Genomic DNA, 16,773 nt, shown 5'->3' with positions numbered 1-16,773 from the left:
TCGCTGCGGCGCAACGTTGAATTACAGGAACAAATCCAGGCGGAAGTAGATCGGCGCTTCGCGCTCGGTGACGACGCCGGGTCTTTCCAGCGAGTGGGCAAAGGTCACGCTGGTGCTGACGTTCTTGCCACGGGCGAACAGCTCCAGGGAGTTGCTGGACACGCGGCCATGAACGTTGTCGTTGTAGCGGTCGTTGCGGATCACGCCCTGGTCGTAGCCGACGCTGGCGCCGTACTCGAAGAAGGCCGGGCGCATCCAGTCGAGGGTCACCGGGCGTGCCCAGCGCACTTCGTTGCGCCAGTAGCCGCCGCTGTCGCCGGTCAGCAACTGATCCTTGAAACCGCGCACCGAAGCCGAGCCGCCGAGGCTCATGCGCTGGGGCGAGAACAGCGGGTCTTCACTGCGCTGGCCGGTGGCCAGGCTGCTGAAGCTGAACGACTCGCCCCACAGGCTGAACGGTTGCAGGTAGCTGACGGTGGCGGTGTATTTGCGGTAGCGCGAGTTCGGCTGGCGGCGGCCGAAGGCGTCGCGCTCGTCCTGCGACTGGGCGTCGAGCAGGCCGATACCGCTTTGCATGCCCAGGTCCAGGTTGACGAAGGCCGTGCCGATACGCCGCCCGTGGTTGACGCCCAGTTGCAGTTCGCTGAGGCGGTTGCTGCTGGGCGCGGTGCGCACGTCGAGGATGTAGTTGTTGGTGCGCAGGTGCGCCAGGCCGACGTTGACCGAGGTCTTGCTCACGTCATCACGGTGGATCACTCGCTCGGCGCGCAGTTGGTGGTTCTGGTTGTCGCCGTCCTGCTTGTATTTGAAGTCGTCGGTCACGCCGAAGGTGCGGTAGTCGCTCTCGCTGTAGGTGTAGCTGAAGTTCCACCAACCCCACGGCACGTTGTAATAGAGCATGGTGTTTTTCGAGGTTTTCTGGTGGTCGCTGATGGCGTCATGGCCGCCGCGCAGAATCAACTGGTCGCCCAGGCCCAGCGGGCTGTCCCATTCAAGGCCGGCGCCCCATTGCTGTTCACCGGTGCTTTTCTGGCCGTCGTTATTGCGCGACAGGCTGGCGCGCCAGGGCTTTTGCGCGGTGTTCTTGACCACCACGTCGCTGCCGCCTACCTGGCTGCCGGGGGTCAGTTCCATCTGCGCTTGTTTGGACGGCAGGCGGTTGAGCTGGTCCACCAGTTGCTCGATTTCACGCAGGTTCAGCGCTTCGCCGACCTTGCCAGGAAACGCCATGGCCAGTTCGCGTTCGGTCACGGTGCTGCCTTCGGCGCTGCGCAAGGCTTCGAGCTTGCCTTCCACCACCAGCACTTGCAGGTGGCCGGTGGAGAGGTCTTGCTGCGGCAGGTAGGCGCGGCTGGTGACGCGGCCTTTGCCGAGGTAGTAATCGGTGATGGCCTTGAGCAGGTCGTTGAGCTGGGACACGCCCAGGCATTGGCCGACGTAGGGCTTGAGCAGGCGCTCGCGCTCGGAGGCCGGCAGGCTGTCGGCGCCTTTGAGTTCGATGTCCTTGATCGGGAAGCAACGGGTGTCGGCGGGCGCGGTGGGCGCCTCGGGTTTGGCCGCTTTGCCGGGCAGATCCTTGAGTTCTTCAAGGCGCCGCTGTTGCTCTTCGAGCAGGCGGTTCTGCCGATCGCGGATCAGGTCCTGGTCCCCGGGCGTGGGGGCAGCGAATGCAGTGTTCAGGCTCAGGCAAGCGAGCAGGAAAGTGCATAGAAGAAACCGAGTCCGTGGCATTGGCAGAGGCATGTTCGATCCGTCGAAAATCAAAGGCCGGCAAGCTAACATCGAACGTTCAGCAGACCAAGACGCGGGGGCTGTCGGGTGTTCGAGCGTGTTTGCGGTCAACCTAATGATTAGTAACAAAAAATAATTATCGAACAGTTTCCGGCCTGACCACTGATACGTTTAATCCGACCGGCGGCAACTGTTTCGAGCGTGATTCGACTAACAAGCCGCGATCGCCATTATTTAGCCATCAGGTGTTATCGAGTTAGGGTTAGTACCGGGGAGGGGAGGAAAGTTCGCGGCGGTTTTGTGATTTGGATCCCATTTATCGGAAATCCAATCAGTTTTTTTGAACCCGTGCGCATTCACAGCACTGGAGGTATCAATGTGGGAGGGGGCTTGCCCTAATGCCAGTCAGTTAGGTTTTTTGTAGGAGCGAGCTTGCTCGCGAAAAACTACAGGCACCGCGTTCATTCAGGAAGCACGCGTTATCGTTGACGTTTTTCGCGAGCAAGCTCGCTCCTACAGAGGGCGGCATTAATTCAAGCCCCCTCCCACATTGGGTAGTGCAGCACTGAAGATATCAGCCAAGGCCTTTGTCTTTTTCCGGGCCGGGCACCAGGGCCAGGCCAGGGCGTTCGACATCGCGGGACACGTGGGATTTCACTTCCCCCACGCCGCCCTCTTCGTCGTTGTGAATCACCAGCACGCCGGGGCGGCGCAGTTGTTCCAGGTCGCCCTCGCCCAGCTTGAAGCTTTCACTCAAGTGCTGGTCGCTCAGGGCATTCGCCTCGGCGCGACGCTGGGCGAATTTGCGCCCTTTGCGTTGCTGGTAGCGCGCCCAGGCAATCAGGATCACGGCGTTGAACAGCGCGATCCACAGGTAGGTTTGCAAGGTGTTGAGCGCGGCGAAGATCGGCGCTTCCAGGCGCGGGCCGCCGTGGGTTTCGAGCATGGCGTTCATGCCCCGGGCCAGCAGCCAGACCAGGCCGGCCCAGGCCAGCAGGGTAAGCACCACATCGATAATCCACATCACCAGGTTCTGGCGGGTTCTGACCAGTTTCATCGTCACGCCTCCTCTTGGGCAGGTTTGATACCACGGTCCGGGCTGACCCAGCGGGCGCGTTTCTGGTGCTGGTTGAACAACACCTTGGGAAAGCTGACCAGGGTGGTGAACAGGCTCACCAGCCAGAACACCATCGGGTACCACACGGTCCAGAACAGGGTTTTCCACAGGTCTTTTTCGTAGCGCCGGTCAATCAGGATGCTCACCGCGAACTGCAGCAGGCACACCATCGCCAGCACCAGTCCGGTAAACGCCGGCGGCACCAGGGAGTCGACGGTAATCGCCTGCGGTAACACCATGAATTTGCCCAGGCCCCAGAACACCACCGAGAGCAGGAAGGTGAAGGCCCAGCCGGTGGACAGGCAGTATTCGAACAGCAGCGGCCACAGGTAGCGATGGCGCCATTGCCAGATGCCACGGATATTCTTGAACAGCACTTCAGCGCCGCCCTGGGCCCAGCGCAGGCGCTGTTTCCACAGGCCGCCGACGGTTTCGGGCATGAGAATCCAGCACAGCGCACGCGGCTCGTAGAAGATCGCCCAGTGATCGAGTTGCAGCTTCCAGCTGACATCGATGTCTTCGGTGATCATGTCGGTGCTCCAGTAGTCGATGCGGTCCAGCGCCTTCTTACGGAACGCCACCACCACACCCGACACCGTGAAGATGCGCCCGAACACGCGCTGGGTACGCTTGATCAGGCCGATGATCGAGGAGAACTCGCCCACTTGTACCCGGCCGATCAGGGTCGAGCGTGTGCGCACACGCGGGTTGCCGGTGACGGCGCCCAGGCGCGGGTTGTCGAGCATCGGCGCGACCATATAGGCCGCCGCGTTTTTGTCGAGCAACGCATCGCCGTCGATGCACACCAGGTATTCGCTGCGCGCCGCCACCGCGCCCATGCGCAGGGCCACGGCCTTGCCCTGGTTCTGCGCCAGGTGCAGCACGCGCAGGCGTGGGTGTTGCAGCGCCAGCGCGTCGAGTACTGCGGCAGTGTTGTCGCTGGAGCCGTCGTTGACCGCGATCACTTCGATGTTCGTGTACACCTGGGCCAGGGCGGCCGCCATGGTGTCGGCGACGTTATCGCCTTCGTTGTAGCAAGGGATGATGATCGAGATCAGCGGGTTGCCGGCCAGGGTCGGCGCCGGCGTGTCTTCCTGCCATGGCCAGTGGCGTTCCCAGTGCAGCCAGAAGTACAGGCCGCCGGCGATCCACAGCGCGGACATGAACAGCGGGTAGAAAAACACGAAGTCCATCAGGAACTGCCCGGTGACCAGGAAGATCAGGCCCAGGGGCACACCCAATACCAGTGCCAGCACGAATATAGCCAGGATTCTGTCGAACATGATCAAGGGTTCCACTGGTTGGAAAGGGCCGGACGTATCGTCTTCAAGTCCGGGGAGTTTTCCAGGAAGTTGTCCGGGTAATAGCCAAAGCTCTTGACCCCCTGGCGTTTGAGCACGCCCATCCATTGCGCCAGTTGCTCTGCGCTGATATCCGGTGCGGCTTTGGTGCGCCAATCTTTGGCTTGCAGCTCGAAAACGGTTTTTTCCATAGCGCCGGGGCGTGCCTTGACCGTGGCCACCAGTTTTTCCAGCCAGGCGTTGGAGTCTTTCAGCGATTGGCCTTCCATCAGCGGCATGGCCATCGGCGCGGTCCAGTCGTAGGCCTGCAGGAAGTCATCGAGGTTCTGCGCGAACCAGGCTTCGCTGGCCGGGTTGAGCATCGGTTCGGCGAAGATATTGCGCGCGGTCAAGATCTGCGGGCCGCGTATGGCGCGGAACTTACCGGTCAACTCGTGGGTGAAGTCGATCAGGTAGCGGCTCTTGAAGCGGGTCCAACGCTGCATCACGGCGGGGTCGGCGCGCAGCGCGGCGATGTTGTCCGGCAGGCCCTGGGCGGCGTACGCCTTGAGGGCTGCGGGGCTGGCGTCTTCAAAGTCGCTGAGCACCGCGTCATCGTGATACAGCACGCCATCGATGCCGCTGTTGCTGGTGCGTGCGAGGTCTTCGTAAATTTCGCCGATGACCTGCCGCACTTTCGGGTCAAAGGGCGACAGGCGCTGATATTGATCGGGATCGGGCGCCACCTTGCCGGTCTGCGGGTCCCAGCGGGTAACGCGCGGCAACTTGGAGTCGAGGGCGAAACTGAGCACCGGCATCCACGCAAACACACTGGCATGGGCACGGGTATGCAGCTGCCAGGAGACGCGGTTGAACAGGTCGGCACGCATCGGCAAGTGGCGGTTGGGGAAGTACAGCGAATGCACCAGGCCGTCGCCTTTGGGGTCGGCGTAGGCTTGCAGGAATACCGTGACAGCTCCCATGTCCACCACGCGCTGAACCAATACATCCAGATTGCGCGCCTGTTGGGCCGGGTCGGGATCGTAGACGTGATCCAGGTCCACATGCAGTACGCGCAACGGCGCCTTGGCCTGCACCGAAACCATGCTGCTGGCGAAGTGTTCGCCGTCCGGATCCGAAGCTACCAGAAAGCGCGGGCTGTTCATCAGCTTGTTCGAGTCATCCAGACCGTCGTCCAGGGTCAGCGCCATCTCATAGCCGTGCTCTCCCACCACGGCCAGGGTAGTGCCGTCGGCCGCACCATATGGCCATACCCACACACGAGGTGCCTTGCCGGTGACGGTTTTGATCTTGTTGGAGATCCCCACCACATCAGCGCGCATCCGTGCCTTGAACTGGGCTTCGGTTTCATAGCGTTGGGTCGCCGGGTCAAAGCGACGCGTGGTGGCGGCCGGCTCGAGATTGCCTTGAGGGTTGGCGAGTATGCCTTTGTGATTGGCGTCGGTATGGGCGGCGATTTCCACCAGTCCCGACTGGGACACTTCACGAATCTGCTGCCAGGTCAGGAAGTCTCCCCGCGGACGCGGCGTACCGGCAAAGTCCACCGGCTGGTTCAGCGGGGTGTCGATCCAACTGCCGACCGGCGCCAGCACAGCCGGCCAATTGTAAGCCCGCAGAATCGGCATCACGCGGGTGTAGAAGCTTGCGTAGCCGTCGTCGAAGCTGAGCATCACGGCTTTGGGTGGCAGTGTCGGCCCACCTCGGCGTGCGGCGAGGACCTGGTTCACGCTGACCGCCTGGTAACCGTTCTCGCGCAGCCACGCCAACTGCTCGACCAAACGTTCGGTACGCACTGCCACCACCGCCTGGTCGGGATCGTTGTCCGAGACATCGTGGTAGGCAATGCCCAGGAAGTGGTTCTTCGGCCACGGCGCTTCGCTGGCCAGGGTCGGCCGCTCGGCAGGTGGGACGAATGGCGCGGGTTGCTGGGCACAGGCGGCAGCCAGCATTACACCCAGAACCAAAAAACAACGGCTGAGGAAGGTCATGGTCAGGCTCTTTTAGAAACGGTAAGTGAGGTCGAGGAGCAGGCGCAGGTCGCGCTCGCGCTCTGCGTCATAAGGTCGGCTGACCAGACTCAGGTTGGCGCCGGCTTCCAGTACGTCATTCCAGCGAAAGCGCTGGCCATAGCCGATCAAACCGACACCGCCAGTGGAGTAATCCTTCTGGCTGTAGGTACCCGCACCCAGCTGGAACTGCTGACTCCACTGGGTTTCGTAGCGGTGATAGAGCACATGGTTGACGGTAACGGTGGGCAACACGCTGAAGTCGGACTTGGGGTTGAAGTAGATCGTGTCTTCCTTGCTGTTGCGGCTGGCGCCGACTTCCAGGCCCAGCTCCACTTGTACTTTCGGCGAGCTGTAGATGCCTTCGCGGCCCGTGAGCATGGCCTCGACGCGGTCGTTACCGTCGCTGAAGTGGGAGGGGCTGACGGCCAGTTTCCACTCGCGGCTTTCGTTGGCGCGCCAGCGGATAAAGCCGCTGCCGCCGTTGGCGGTGACGCCTTCATTCAACGCCCGCAGCGGCGTGGTGCTCAGGAGATAGCCAAGGCTGGCGCCGTACTGCCAATGATCGTTGATATCACGGGCAATCGACACGCTTGCGCCTTGTTTTGCGCCATCGCCATAAGAATGGTTGGACACTTCGGCTTCGATGGTCATGTCGCGGGTACGCCGCTCCACGCCCACGCGCTGCCAGCGGTGATGGCCGGTGCCTTCGGCAAAATCGGCAGTGCCGTAGCCAACCCCGGCGAACAGGCGCCAGTCTTCGTCGATGGGCGGGGTGTAGACCACGGTTTCCAAGCCCCAGTCACGGCTGCCCGAAACCGCACCGGCCTCCTGGTTATCGCCGCCGCCGAAGCTTTTACCGGTGTAGGCTTCCACGCGGACTTCGGCCATGTCGTGCACGTCGCGCAGGCGTTTGAGGCGCTGCACCTGGCGGTTGTCCGGGGCACGCGCGACGACGTCATCGGTGAGCAGGTCAAGTTGCCGCCATTCCTGCAGGTCCAGCGCGGTAAAGCCCTGGGACATTTCCACACCGATGTCACGGGGGCTCTGGTTTTCAGTCTCCTTGAGGGACTCTTCAGCGCGTCTTGGCCAGTCCCGGGCGCGGTACATCTCGGCCTGCGCCAAACGCACGCCGATACTCCCAGGTGCTTTGCTGCCCAGGGCTTCCAAGGTGGCTTCGCTGGCGTTCAGGTCGGCGCCATAAGTACCGGCCTGGGCCGCCAGTTGCTGGGCGTCCATCCATTCATCGTTGGGGTTGCCGATGGGCAAGCCCTTGAGTTCCACCCGAGGTTTCTCGGTGTTGGCCAGTTGAGTGGCAACGGCGCGCGCCTCCTCCACCTGGTCGTTTTCCAACAAGGCGTAGAACAAGGCGGTGCTGTCTTTTACATGATCGCCGACGTCGGCGTCCGCCGCGTCAAGTGCCTGGCGGTACAGCGGCGCGGCCTTTTCCGGTTGGCGCAGGTCCAGATAAGACGCTGCCACCCAGCGCACGGCGTAGGTCGGCAACTGTACACGTTGGGCCGTGAGGGCTTCGTATTCGCGGATCACTTCTGCGGTGCGCGCACGGGCCTTGAGCGCACCCAGGCGGTCAATGCGCCAGCGCACTACGTCATCGTGGGCAGTGGCGTCGGGGGTCCAGCGGCTGATCAGTTTGTCGTAATCCTGCAGGGCCCGATCGGCGATGACGTAGCGCTCTTTTTCGGTGCGCGTGGCGAATTCGGCCATGCGCACGCGCTCGGCGGCCAGGTCGCCTTCCAGGCGGCGCTGGGTCACCGCGTCCACCAGGCCCGGACGCCTGGCCGACAGGCGCAGCGCGGCTTCCGGCAGGCGGGCTTTTTGCAGCGCGACGATGTATTCACGCGCCACGTCGGGCTTGTCGCCGGCACGGATAAAGGCCTGGTCGAACTCGAACAGCGCGTCATAGTTCTGGCCGGCGCGGGTCAGCGCGTAGCCCAGGGCCATGCGGCGGTTGGGGTCATTCGGTTGCGCCGCCACTAGCGCGCGCAAGCGTTGCACCGCCTCATTGGCCTTGCCGCCATCGGCCTGGGTGAGCGCCAGGCCCAGTTGCAGGTCGGTATTATTCGGTTCGCGCAGCAACGCCTGGCGATAGACCGCTTCGGCCTGGGCCCACTGCTTTTGATTGCGATAGGTGCGCGCCACCGTGGCCAGTGCCTGGGTGGTCAGGTTGCGATGCTTGCCCTGTGCCTCGTACACCTTCAACACTTCGGCGTCTTGCCCGGCCCAGCCGGCAATCACCAGGTGATCGCTGACCTGGCCTGGGGTCTGGCGCTCGGCGGACAGCTGGCGCAGCTGGGTCAGTGCCGGCGTGAAGTGACCGTTGCGGGCCTGGATGATCAGGGCGTCATAGGCGGGATCGGCCACGGCATAGGCGGGCATCAGCAATTGGCTGCACAGGGCTGCTGCGATGAGCAGCCGCAACCGGCCTGAAGCGCTGAGTGGAGGGATTGGCAACATGTCGTCGGCTTCCTTACAAGGAAAGCTGCAACGATGGGTGATCCTGAGCGATGTGCATCAGGGTGTCGGCGTCTCGGGACCCGACCTAGCTTTCCTGGGGGGAACTATCCCTTAGCCAGGCAGAGGCAAGGGCAATTCGGAACAATTGTTCAGAATTGGCTGACACAGACTCTTTGCCAGGCACAAAACAACTGTGGGAGGGGGCTTGCCCTCGATGGCAGAGTGTCAGTCAGTACATTCTTAACCGACCCACCGCCATCGGGGGCAAGCCCCCTCCCACATTTTCAACTGCATTTCAGGGTTACTGCGCGCCGCTCATGGCACCGGCTTTGGACATCACGAAGCTGAGGCCACACCGCTGTCCGGCTGACAGGGACTTTGCCAGGCACAAAACAAAATGTGGGAGGGGGCTTGCCCCCGATTACGGTGGGCCAGCCACAGATAAGTGACTGACCCACCGCTATCGGGAGCAAGCCCCCTCCCACATTTTCAACTGTATTTCAGGGTTATTGCGCGCCGCCCATTGCGCCGGCTTTGGACATTACGAAGCTGATGAACTGCTCGACGGTCATCTTCTGGCCATTGAAGGTCACTTCGTTGTTGGCGTAGTGCAGCTTGGACACCACGTCGGTGCCCACCAGGGTTGCCAGTTGAGTGCCCACGGCCACACCGCTGACCATCTCGGCCGCCATTTGCGATTGCTGTTCGATGGCTTTCGGGTCGGTTACGCCGCCAACCTGGGCTTGCAGCGCGGCCACGTCGCTGATCATCGGCTTGGACAGGGTGAGGTTGGTGTCCAGCAGCGAAATCATCTGCTTGCCCAGCTCAACCGGTGGCAGTTCCATGGAGGCCGGCTTGGCCAGGTCCAGTACAAGGTTGAACTTGCTCTCGCCATGGGTGGTTTTCAGCGACAGGTTTTCCACGGCCAGTTGCGGCTTGGCGGCCAGCACCTGATTGACGTTGGCTTCGGCCAGGGTCTGTTCGGCTTCGGTCAATTGCAGCTCGGGCGCAGGTTGGCCGGCAGCGGCGGCGGCTTGCACCGGCTGCATCTTGTCCTGGTAGAGCTTGGTCAGCACCAGCATTGCGGGGATGTCGACGTTTTTCATGCTGACGGCCATGGCGGCCGAGCCCACAGGCTTACCCTGGTAACCGATCTCGTCGACCTTGTAGTCGACGCGGCCGGCCAGGTTGTTGTCCTTGGTCTCGCTGGAATCTTTCTGCTCGAAGCCCTTGAGGGTCAGCACAGACTTCTGCGGGCCGAAGGTGACCTTGGTGTCGGTCAGTTCGATGGTGTTCTGGCCGGTGTAGAAACCGAACGTGGATTTGGCCAGGTTGCTGGCAACGGTGAGGCCGGCCAGTTCGGCTTCGAACGCGTCGCCATTGGCATCGACGGCCGCGACCTTGAGGCTGTTCATGTAGCCGTCGGCCTTGACCTTCTGGCCTTCGGCGCTGCTGTCGAAGTCCAGGTTGGCGCCGGAGAAGCTCACCGAGGACTTGTCGTCCTTGAATTCCAGGGGCAGCAGTTCGACGTTGCCGTTGACCGAACGGCTGTAACCGATATTGGCCACGCCTTTGAGCGGCGACACATCTTTGGCGGCAGCGAACCATTGTTCGGTGGTGGCGTTCTTTTCCAGTTCGTAGTGACTGGTGGCCATTACCGGCAACCATTTCAGGGTGACCAGACGCGAGAACGGCAGCGGGCCGTGTTCGATATGGTCGACGAACAGCAGCTCGGGGTTCGGGTTTTGCTCACCGAACACACTGCCCTGGCCTTTGAGGCGGTAATGGGCGGTACTGCTGAACACGCCACGGTCCAGGGAGACCAGCTCCAGGGACACGGTACCGTCCACGCCGGCCATGGAGGTCTGCAGTTCCTTGTTGGCGTTCTGGATCGCGGTTTGCAGAACCGGCTCCAGTTGTTTACCGGTGTACCAGGCGCCGCCTGCACTGACGACGCCAACGGCGACAACGAAACCCAAAAGAACGACTGCTGGCTTATTCATGAAGTGACCTGATCAAATCCTGTGAGAAGTGGGCTGTCTTCCTTGAACCCCGGAGGGGTCCTTGTAGGAGCGAGCTTGCTCGCGAAGAACTCATAGGCACCGCGTTTATTCAGAGTGCACGCGTTATCGTTGACGTTTTTCGCGAGCAAGCTCGCTCCTACAGTAGTGGCCCGTGTGGCCGAAAGGCTGGGGAAGATTAGCACTGGCGGGCGCAAACGGCCCAGCCTTTCAGAGGGATCAGTTCATCAGGAGTTCAGGAGTACTCCAGCTCTATTTCATCCAACTGGTGGTCGAAACTCCTCAGGCGCGCCGTCCAGGTGTAGACCAACACCTCAAACTCACGGTGTATCACCGCGTTGCCGGGGGTGTCGGTCTTGGGGTCGCAGAAGTCCAGCTGGTAGCGCTCACGGGCCATTTGCGTGGCGACATCGGACAATTCCCGCGCGTTATTCAGCCAGTGCCTGCCGTCAGCGACCTGCCGATCCAGCGCGACACATTGCGTCTTCAGCACGTCGAGGCTTTTTTCCAGGGGCGTGCCGGTGAGGTCGCCCATGACTTCCTGGAACGTGCGACCGGGTTGCCAGTAGCTGCCCCAGAAATAGCGGTCGAACACGGTTTCGACACGGCGCAGGGCCACCTTCGTGTCCCAGATTGCGACGCGGGTCTTGCCTTGCTCCAGCAACTTGCGCTTCACGCGTTGGTTTTGATAGGAGGCCCAGGCCACCATGCCGATGGACAGGGTGCCGATCACCAGGCAGGCACTGTCGAGAAAGACCATGGCCTTGTCGAGTTGGTGGGCGAGCATGACCCCGTAGAAATACGCGGCCGATAACAGCACCAGTGCGAAGAGCACGCACCAGAAAGCGGGAGCATAAGGGTTTTTCATTATTGGAATCCCCATGAGCAAACGCGAGCAGTGTCGAGTGAGGCTTCACGACGCCTCACCTGACAAAGCATAGCTATCACCTCACGGTTTGCCGGGTTTTACCCCTTGCGTTCGTCCGCTTTCCCAACCGCCGCCCAGGGCCAGGAACAGGTCGATCTGGCTCATCGCAACCTGGGTGTTGGCCGCCGCCAATTGCGCGCGCATGGCGGTGTAGGTGCGCGTGGCTTGCAGGTCGGCAAGAAACGACTCGCGCCCGGCCTGGAAGAATCGGTGGGTCTGGTCCGCCGCCTCGTGGGCCGAGCGCTCGGCATCGGCCAGCGCTTCACGGCGCTGCAGCATGGCGGTGTACTGCGCCAGGCCGGTCTGGGTTTCGCGGATAGCGTTGAGTACCACCCCGTCGAAATGCGCCAGGGCGCCCTGGGTCGCGGCTTCGGCTTCGTGAATGCGCGCGCGGGCACCGTTGGTCGGCACCGTCCAGCTGATCATCGGGCCAAAGCCCCAGCGATTGGTCGCAGGCTGGCCGAGGTTGTCGAGCAGGCCCACCGTGCCTACCGTGGCACCAATGGCGATGTCCGGGTACAAGGCGCCGGTGGCCACGCCGATGCGCGCGGTCGCAGCGGCCAGCTGGCGTTCGGCCTGGCGCACATCCGGGCGACGCTTGAGCAACGCCGCACCGTCGCCCACCGGCAACAGTTGAGCGATGTGCGGCAACTCGGCGCAACTGCCGGTGCCGGCCGGCAATTGATCGAGGGGCTTGGCCAGCAGCATCGACAGACGGAACAACCCGGCCTGACGCGCCGCTTCGTAGCGCGGCATGTCGGCGCGCAGGGATTTGTATTGGGTTTGCGAGCGCGTCACCTGGGTTTCATCGCCACGGCCGGCGTCGCGCAGGCGTTGGGTCAGCTGGGTGCTTTGGGCTTGCAGGTCGAGGGACTCGTTGGCGATGGCCAGTTCTTCGTTGGCGGCGCAGACCTGGGTATAGGAGCGCACCACATCGGCCACCAGGGTAATGCGCGCGATATCGGCGGCCGCCTGGGCCGCATCCGCGCTGGCCTGGGCGCTTTCGATGCCGCGTTGCAAGGTGCCGAACAGATCGAATTGGTACGAGGTGGTGATGCCCACGCTGCCGATGTTGCCCACCGGGACTTTGTCTGCCAGCAGGAAGGCTTCGCCGGACTCCTGCAACCGCTGCGCTTCGGCCTTGGCCCCGGCACTCCAGCCGCCGGCGGATTCGGCCTGCTGGGTCTGGTAGCGCGCGCGTTGCAAGTTGGCGGCGGCCACGCGCAGGTCGGTGTTGGAGGCCATGGCCTGGCGCACCAGTTCATCCAGGCGCGGGTCTTTGTACAGCTTCCACCAGTCGGTCGGCACGGGCGCCGACACCACGTTATTGCCCTCCCCCGCGATGACCCCTTGCAGGTCGTCACGGTTGACGGCAGCCGTGTCCGGCACTTGGTAGTCCGGGCCTACCGCCTGGCAGGCCGACAGCAACACCCCCAGGGCAGCGGTGGCCAGCAGTTGCTTCATGGCGGGTCTCCGGCGTTGGCCTTGTCATCGATGATCGACACGGTCGCCGTACGCCCGGCGATCATGCGGAAGTCCGCCGGCACGTCATCGAAGGCAATGCGTACCGGAATCCGCTGGGCCAGGCGCACCCAGCTGAACGCCGGGTTGACGTTGGGCAGCAGGTTGGAACCGCTGCTGCGGTCGCGGTCCTCGATACCGGCGACGATGCTCTGCACATGCCCATGCAGGCGGGCGTTGTCGCCGATCACGCGGATATCCACGCCCATGCCGACGCGAATGCCGTCCAGTTTGGTTTCTTCGAAATAGCCGTCGATATGGAAGGAGTTGCTGTCCACCACCGACAGCACCGGCCGCCCGGCGGTGACGAATTCCTGGGCACGCGGCGCGCGGTCGTTGACGTAGCCGTCCACCGGGCTGCGGATCACCGAGCGGTCGAGATTGAGCTGGGCGGAATCCACCGTCACTTGTGCCTCGGCCAGGGCCGATTGGGCACGGGCCACGCGGGACTGGCTTTCTTCCAGTTGCTCGCTGGGCACCAGGTTGCCCAGGCCACGGTTACGCTTGTACTCGCGCTGGGCCTGGGCCAGGGTTTCCTGGCGGTCGGCCACGGCGGCCTGGGCCTGGCGCAGGGCCAGCTTGAAACGATCCTGGTCGACAGCAAACAGCACCTGGCCTTTGGTCACCAGCTGGTTGTCGTGCACATCGACGCGCTGGATCAGCCCGGACACGTCCGGGGCGATCTGCACGATGTCGGCGCGGATGTGGCCGTCACGGGTCCAGGGCGCAAACATGTAGTACATGACCATGCGCCACACCACGACGACCGCAAAGCTCACGATCAACAGCGTCAGGACGACACGGCCGATAGTCAAAAAAGGTTTTTTCATGTCATCAAATATCGACTGAGTGAGTCCACCGCGCCCAGCAACAGCGCGTACAGCCCCACATTGAACAATGCCCGGTGCCAGACCAGGCGATAGAAGTGCATGCGCGTCAACAGCCCGTGCACCACCAGAAACAACAGATAGGTAATGCCCATCAGCACCAGCAGCGTGGGCAGGAAGACGCCGCTGATATCCAGGTCACCGATCATAAAGGCGCTCCATCAGGTAACGGCGCTTCGATTTCCGTGCCGCCGATGAACTCCACGCCGGGCAACAGCGCCAGGCGCAGGCCGGCCAGGGCATGCAGCAGGTGCAGGCGCGTGTCATCGGCGTCTTGCAGGCCCTGGCCGTTGAGGGCGCGGCGCGTGCGGTCCAGGGTCATCAGCAGACCGCTGGGCGCGGGCAAGCGTTCACCGGCCTTGAGGCAGGCCTTGAAATAACCGCCCACGCCTTCCACCACCTGGTTGAGCAACACGCGCGGCACGCCAAGGATACGCGGCGAATACGCGAGCAGATCGAGCAGGTTCAGCGCCACGCGCAGGTCGCGCAGGGCGGTGCCAGTGTCCTGGCCCGTGAGGGCCAGGCGCGGCAGGTGCTGCATGAGGCGATCAAGCATCTGTGCGGCCATGTGCCGGTGTTCGGCCAGGGTGGCCGGCTCGGTGAGGCTGACGATGTCGCGCCAGCTGAAACGGGTCAGGCGCTTGGCCGCCAGTTCGGCACCGAAGGGCCGGGCGATCAGGGTCCATACAAAGGCAAACAGCAGGCCCACGGGCCCGGCCAGATTGACGTTGGCGAAGTTGAGAAAATCCGCGTCGTAGGCGCCCTGGATGCTGATGAACGACGAGGTGTTGACCAGCGTCAGCAACATGCCCAGGTAGAACCGTGGCTGCACGGTCAGGGTGCCGATGCAGATGAACGGCACGGCGAACGCCAGCACCAGCATCGGGAAATCGTGCAGGTTGGGCAGCACCAGGAACAAGTACAGGCTGGCGAACAGCACCGACATGGCGGTCCAGAAAAAGAACCGGTAGATCTGCGGCGCGGGGTCGTCCATCGAGGCGAAAAAGCTGCACGCCACCGCCGCCAGGATCACCGCACTGCCGCCGTCGGTCCAGCCCAGCAAAATCCACAACACCGAGGCGACGATGATCGCGGTGACGGTAGAAAACGCCGAGTAGAACATCAGGCCACGATCAAGAAATGGCGTGAGCCGGCCCAGGCGCCAGTGGCGGTAGACGGCGCGCCAGGTGTCCTGGCTTTCGCATTCAATGGCGGCTTGCAGGCTGCGGCAGTCCTGCCACAGATCGACCCACTCGCCCAGGCGGTACAGGGCGTTGGAGAACAGCAGCGTGTGGCGCTCGTCCAGCGCTTCGCCCTGGGGTTGCGCGGCGTCGATCTTGTCACGCAGCACGCGCCAGCGTTCCAGGGGGGCGGCTTCGGTGGTGCTTTGCAGCCAGGCGTTGGCCTCCTCCAGCAACGGCGTGAGCTGATCGAGAAATTGCGGCGCGCGATGTTCGATGGCGTACACCGCATCGTCCAGGGCATCGATCACCGGCAGCAGGTGAATCATGCGCCCGCGCAATTCCTTGGTGTTGCGCACCGTCTGCGGCCGCGCGCCTTCGTGGGGCAATTGGCCGATCATCAACTCGAGGGTGTTGAAGGTGGCGACCATGCCACCGCGCAGGCCGCTGATGGCTTCAGGCTCCACATCGCGGGTGAGAAAGCGCTGGCTGTAGACCTGGGCGTCGGTAAACCACTTGGCCACCGAGCCATCGAACACCGGCATCAGGCGACGCGGCCAGAACATGGCACCCACCACGGCAGCCACGGCAATGCCGAGGAAGATTTCCTCGGTACGCGCCTCGGCCACATCCCACACCGCCAGCGGGTTGTCCACCACTGGCAGGGCAATCAGCGGCAAGGTGTAGCCGGCCAGCATCAGGGCGTAGCTGTTGGCGGTGCGCAGATGCAGGGAAAGGAACAGCAAGGTGCCCGTCCACAGGGCGATCACCACCACCAGAATGTAGGGTGACTGCACGAACATCGGCACAAAGAACACCGCCGCCGCCGCGCCCATCAAGGTGCCGATAGCGCGGTACAACGCTTTGGAACTGGTGGGGCCGACAAACGGGCTGGAGACGATATACACCGTGGCCATGGCCCAATACGGACGCGGCATTTGCATGAGCATGGCGATGTACAGCGCGATCATCGACGCGGCGAAGGTACGCACCCCGTAGAACCAGTCGCGAGCGGGCGGAAAACCGGTAAAGAATCCGTTCAAGGCGCTACCGCCTCGGCCGCCTCGAAGGCGCGCAGCACGCGCAGCGCGGCTTCCAGATCGGTGGCGGCGATGTCCACCAGGACTTCCTTGCGCAGGCGCACCAGTTGCGCTTCCACCGCCTGCACCAGCTCACGGCCACGTGCGGTGAGGCTCAAGGCCTTGGCACGACGGTCATGGATGTCTTCGGTGCGGCACACATAGCCGTCATTGCAGAGACGGTCGAGCAGGCGCACCAGCGACGGGCTTTCCATACCCGAAGCCTGGGCCACTTTGACCTGATGCACACCGTCGCCCAGGCGGCCGATCATCAACAGCGGCACGGCGCAGGCTTCGGAGATGCCATAGCTCACCAGCGTGGCCTGGCAGATTTTGCGCCAGTTACGGGCGCCCACCACCATGCTGCTGCTGAGGTTCATCTGGAGTTGTTCGAGGGATTGGGACACTGGATAGTTCGCATACAGTTAGTTTGCTAACTATTAATATGGTGGAGGGATGAGTTGTCGTCAAGTTTTGAAACAATTTCTCGATGGGTGGAGCGATTCAGCGGCGGCACTGCAGGGCG

12 protein-coding genes are annotated in these 16,773 nt (G+C 62.8%); all 12 read right to left on the bottom strand.

Annotated elements, in window-relative coordinates:
• Window positions 1-21: 21 nt before the first annotated feature.
• The 12 genes from BFQ04_RS19795 to BFQ04_RS19740 all read right to left on the bottom strand — a co-directional run bounded on the left by BFQ04_RS19795 (window position 22) and on the right by BFQ04_RS19740 (window position 16,627).
• Window positions 22-1,743, bottom strand: coding sequence for a ShlB/FhaC/HecB family hemolysin secretion/activation protein (locus BFQ04_RS19795; RefSeq protein WP_065949933.1), 1,722 nt, complete (start codon window positions 1,741-1,743; stop codon window positions 22-24).
• 562 nt (window positions 1,744-2,305) lie between these two features.
• Complete coding sequence (gene pgaD / locus BFQ04_RS19790) at window positions 2,306-2,788, bottom strand: poly-beta-1,6-N-acetyl-D-glucosamine biosynthesis protein PgaD (protein WP_065949932.1); 483 nt, start codon at window positions 2,786-2,788, stop codon at window positions 2,306-2,308.
• Window positions 2,789-2,790: 2 nt separating this feature from the next.
• Complete coding sequence (pgaC, locus tag BFQ04_RS19785; RefSeq protein ID WP_065949931.1) at window positions 2,791-4,131, bottom strand: poly-beta-1,6-N-acetyl-D-glucosamine synthase; 1,341 nt, start codon at window positions 4,129-4,131, stop codon at window positions 2,791-2,793.
• A 2-nt stretch (window positions 4,132-4,133) separates the two neighbouring features.
• Window positions 4,134-6,137 (bottom strand): poly-beta-1,6-N-acetyl-D-glucosamine N-deacetylase PgaB, encoded by a 2,004-nt coding sequence (gene pgaB, locus BFQ04_RS19780; protein ID WP_065949930.1) that lies wholly within the window; start codon window positions 6,135-6,137, stop codon window positions 4,134-4,136.
• A 12-nt stretch (window positions 6,138-6,149) separates the two neighbouring features.
• On the bottom strand, window positions 6,150-8,630 hold the full coding sequence (pgaA, locus tag BFQ04_RS19775) for a poly-beta-1,6 N-acetyl-D-glucosamine export porin PgaA (RefSeq protein ID WP_065949929.1): 2,481 nt from the start codon (window positions 8,628-8,630) through the stop codon (window positions 6,150-6,152).
• A gap of 506 nt (window positions 8,631-9,136) precedes the next feature.
• Entirely contained in the window at window positions 9,137-10,633 is a 1,497-nt protein-coding gene (locus BFQ04_RS19770) for a YdgA family protein (RefSeq protein ID WP_065949928.1), read from the bottom strand.
• Window positions 10,634-10,886: 253 nt separating this feature from the next.
• Window positions 10,887-11,519 (bottom strand): NADH:ubiquinone oxidoreductase subunit N, encoded by a 633-nt coding sequence (locus BFQ04_RS19765; RefSeq protein ID WP_065949927.1) that lies wholly within the window; start codon window positions 11,517-11,519, stop codon window positions 10,887-10,889.
• Window positions 11,520-11,600: 81 nt separating this feature from the next.
• Entirely contained in the window at window positions 11,601-13,043 is a 1,443-nt protein-coding gene (locus BFQ04_RS19760) for an efflux transporter outer membrane subunit (protein ID WP_065949926.1), read from the bottom strand.
• Window positions 13,040-13,930 carry an efflux RND transporter periplasmic adaptor subunit gene (locus BFQ04_RS19755; protein WP_065949925.1) on the bottom strand — a complete coding sequence of 297 codons (891 nt, stop codon included), beginning with the start codon at window positions 13,928-13,930 and terminating at the stop codon, window positions 13,040-13,042. The genes BFQ04_RS19760 and BFQ04_RS19755 overlap by 4 nt, the downstream gene beginning before the upstream one ends.
• Window positions 13,927-14,136, bottom strand: a complete 210-nt coding sequence (locus BFQ04_RS19750; protein WP_065876857.1) for a DUF1656 domain-containing protein — start codon at window positions 14,134-14,136, stop codon at window positions 13,927-13,929. Before BFQ04_RS19750 ends, BFQ04_RS19755 begins: the two co-directional genes overlap by 4 nt.
• Entirely contained in the window at window positions 14,133-16,211 is a 2,079-nt protein-coding gene (locus BFQ04_RS19745) for an FUSC family protein (RefSeq protein ID WP_065949924.1), read from the bottom strand. The genes BFQ04_RS19750 and BFQ04_RS19745 overlap by 4 nt, the downstream gene beginning before the upstream one ends.
• Window positions 16,208-16,627, bottom strand: a complete 420-nt coding sequence (locus BFQ04_RS19740) for a MarR family winged helix-turn-helix transcriptional regulator (RefSeq protein WP_065949923.1) — start codon at window positions 16,625-16,627, stop codon at window positions 16,208-16,210. Before BFQ04_RS19740 ends, BFQ04_RS19745 begins: the two co-directional genes overlap by 4 nt.
• Between the last annotated feature and the right edge of the window lie 146 nt (window positions 16,628-16,773).

It is taken from the genome of Pseudomonas sp. 37 R 15 (genome assembly GCF_900004865.1).
Classification (GTDB): Bacteria; Pseudomonadota; Gammaproteobacteria; order Pseudomonadales; family Pseudomonadaceae; genus Aquipseudomonas; species Aquipseudomonas fluorescens_AM.
The sequence above is the reverse complement of the archived record's forward strand: the minus strand, read 5'-3'. Positions and strand labels throughout refer to the sequence as shown.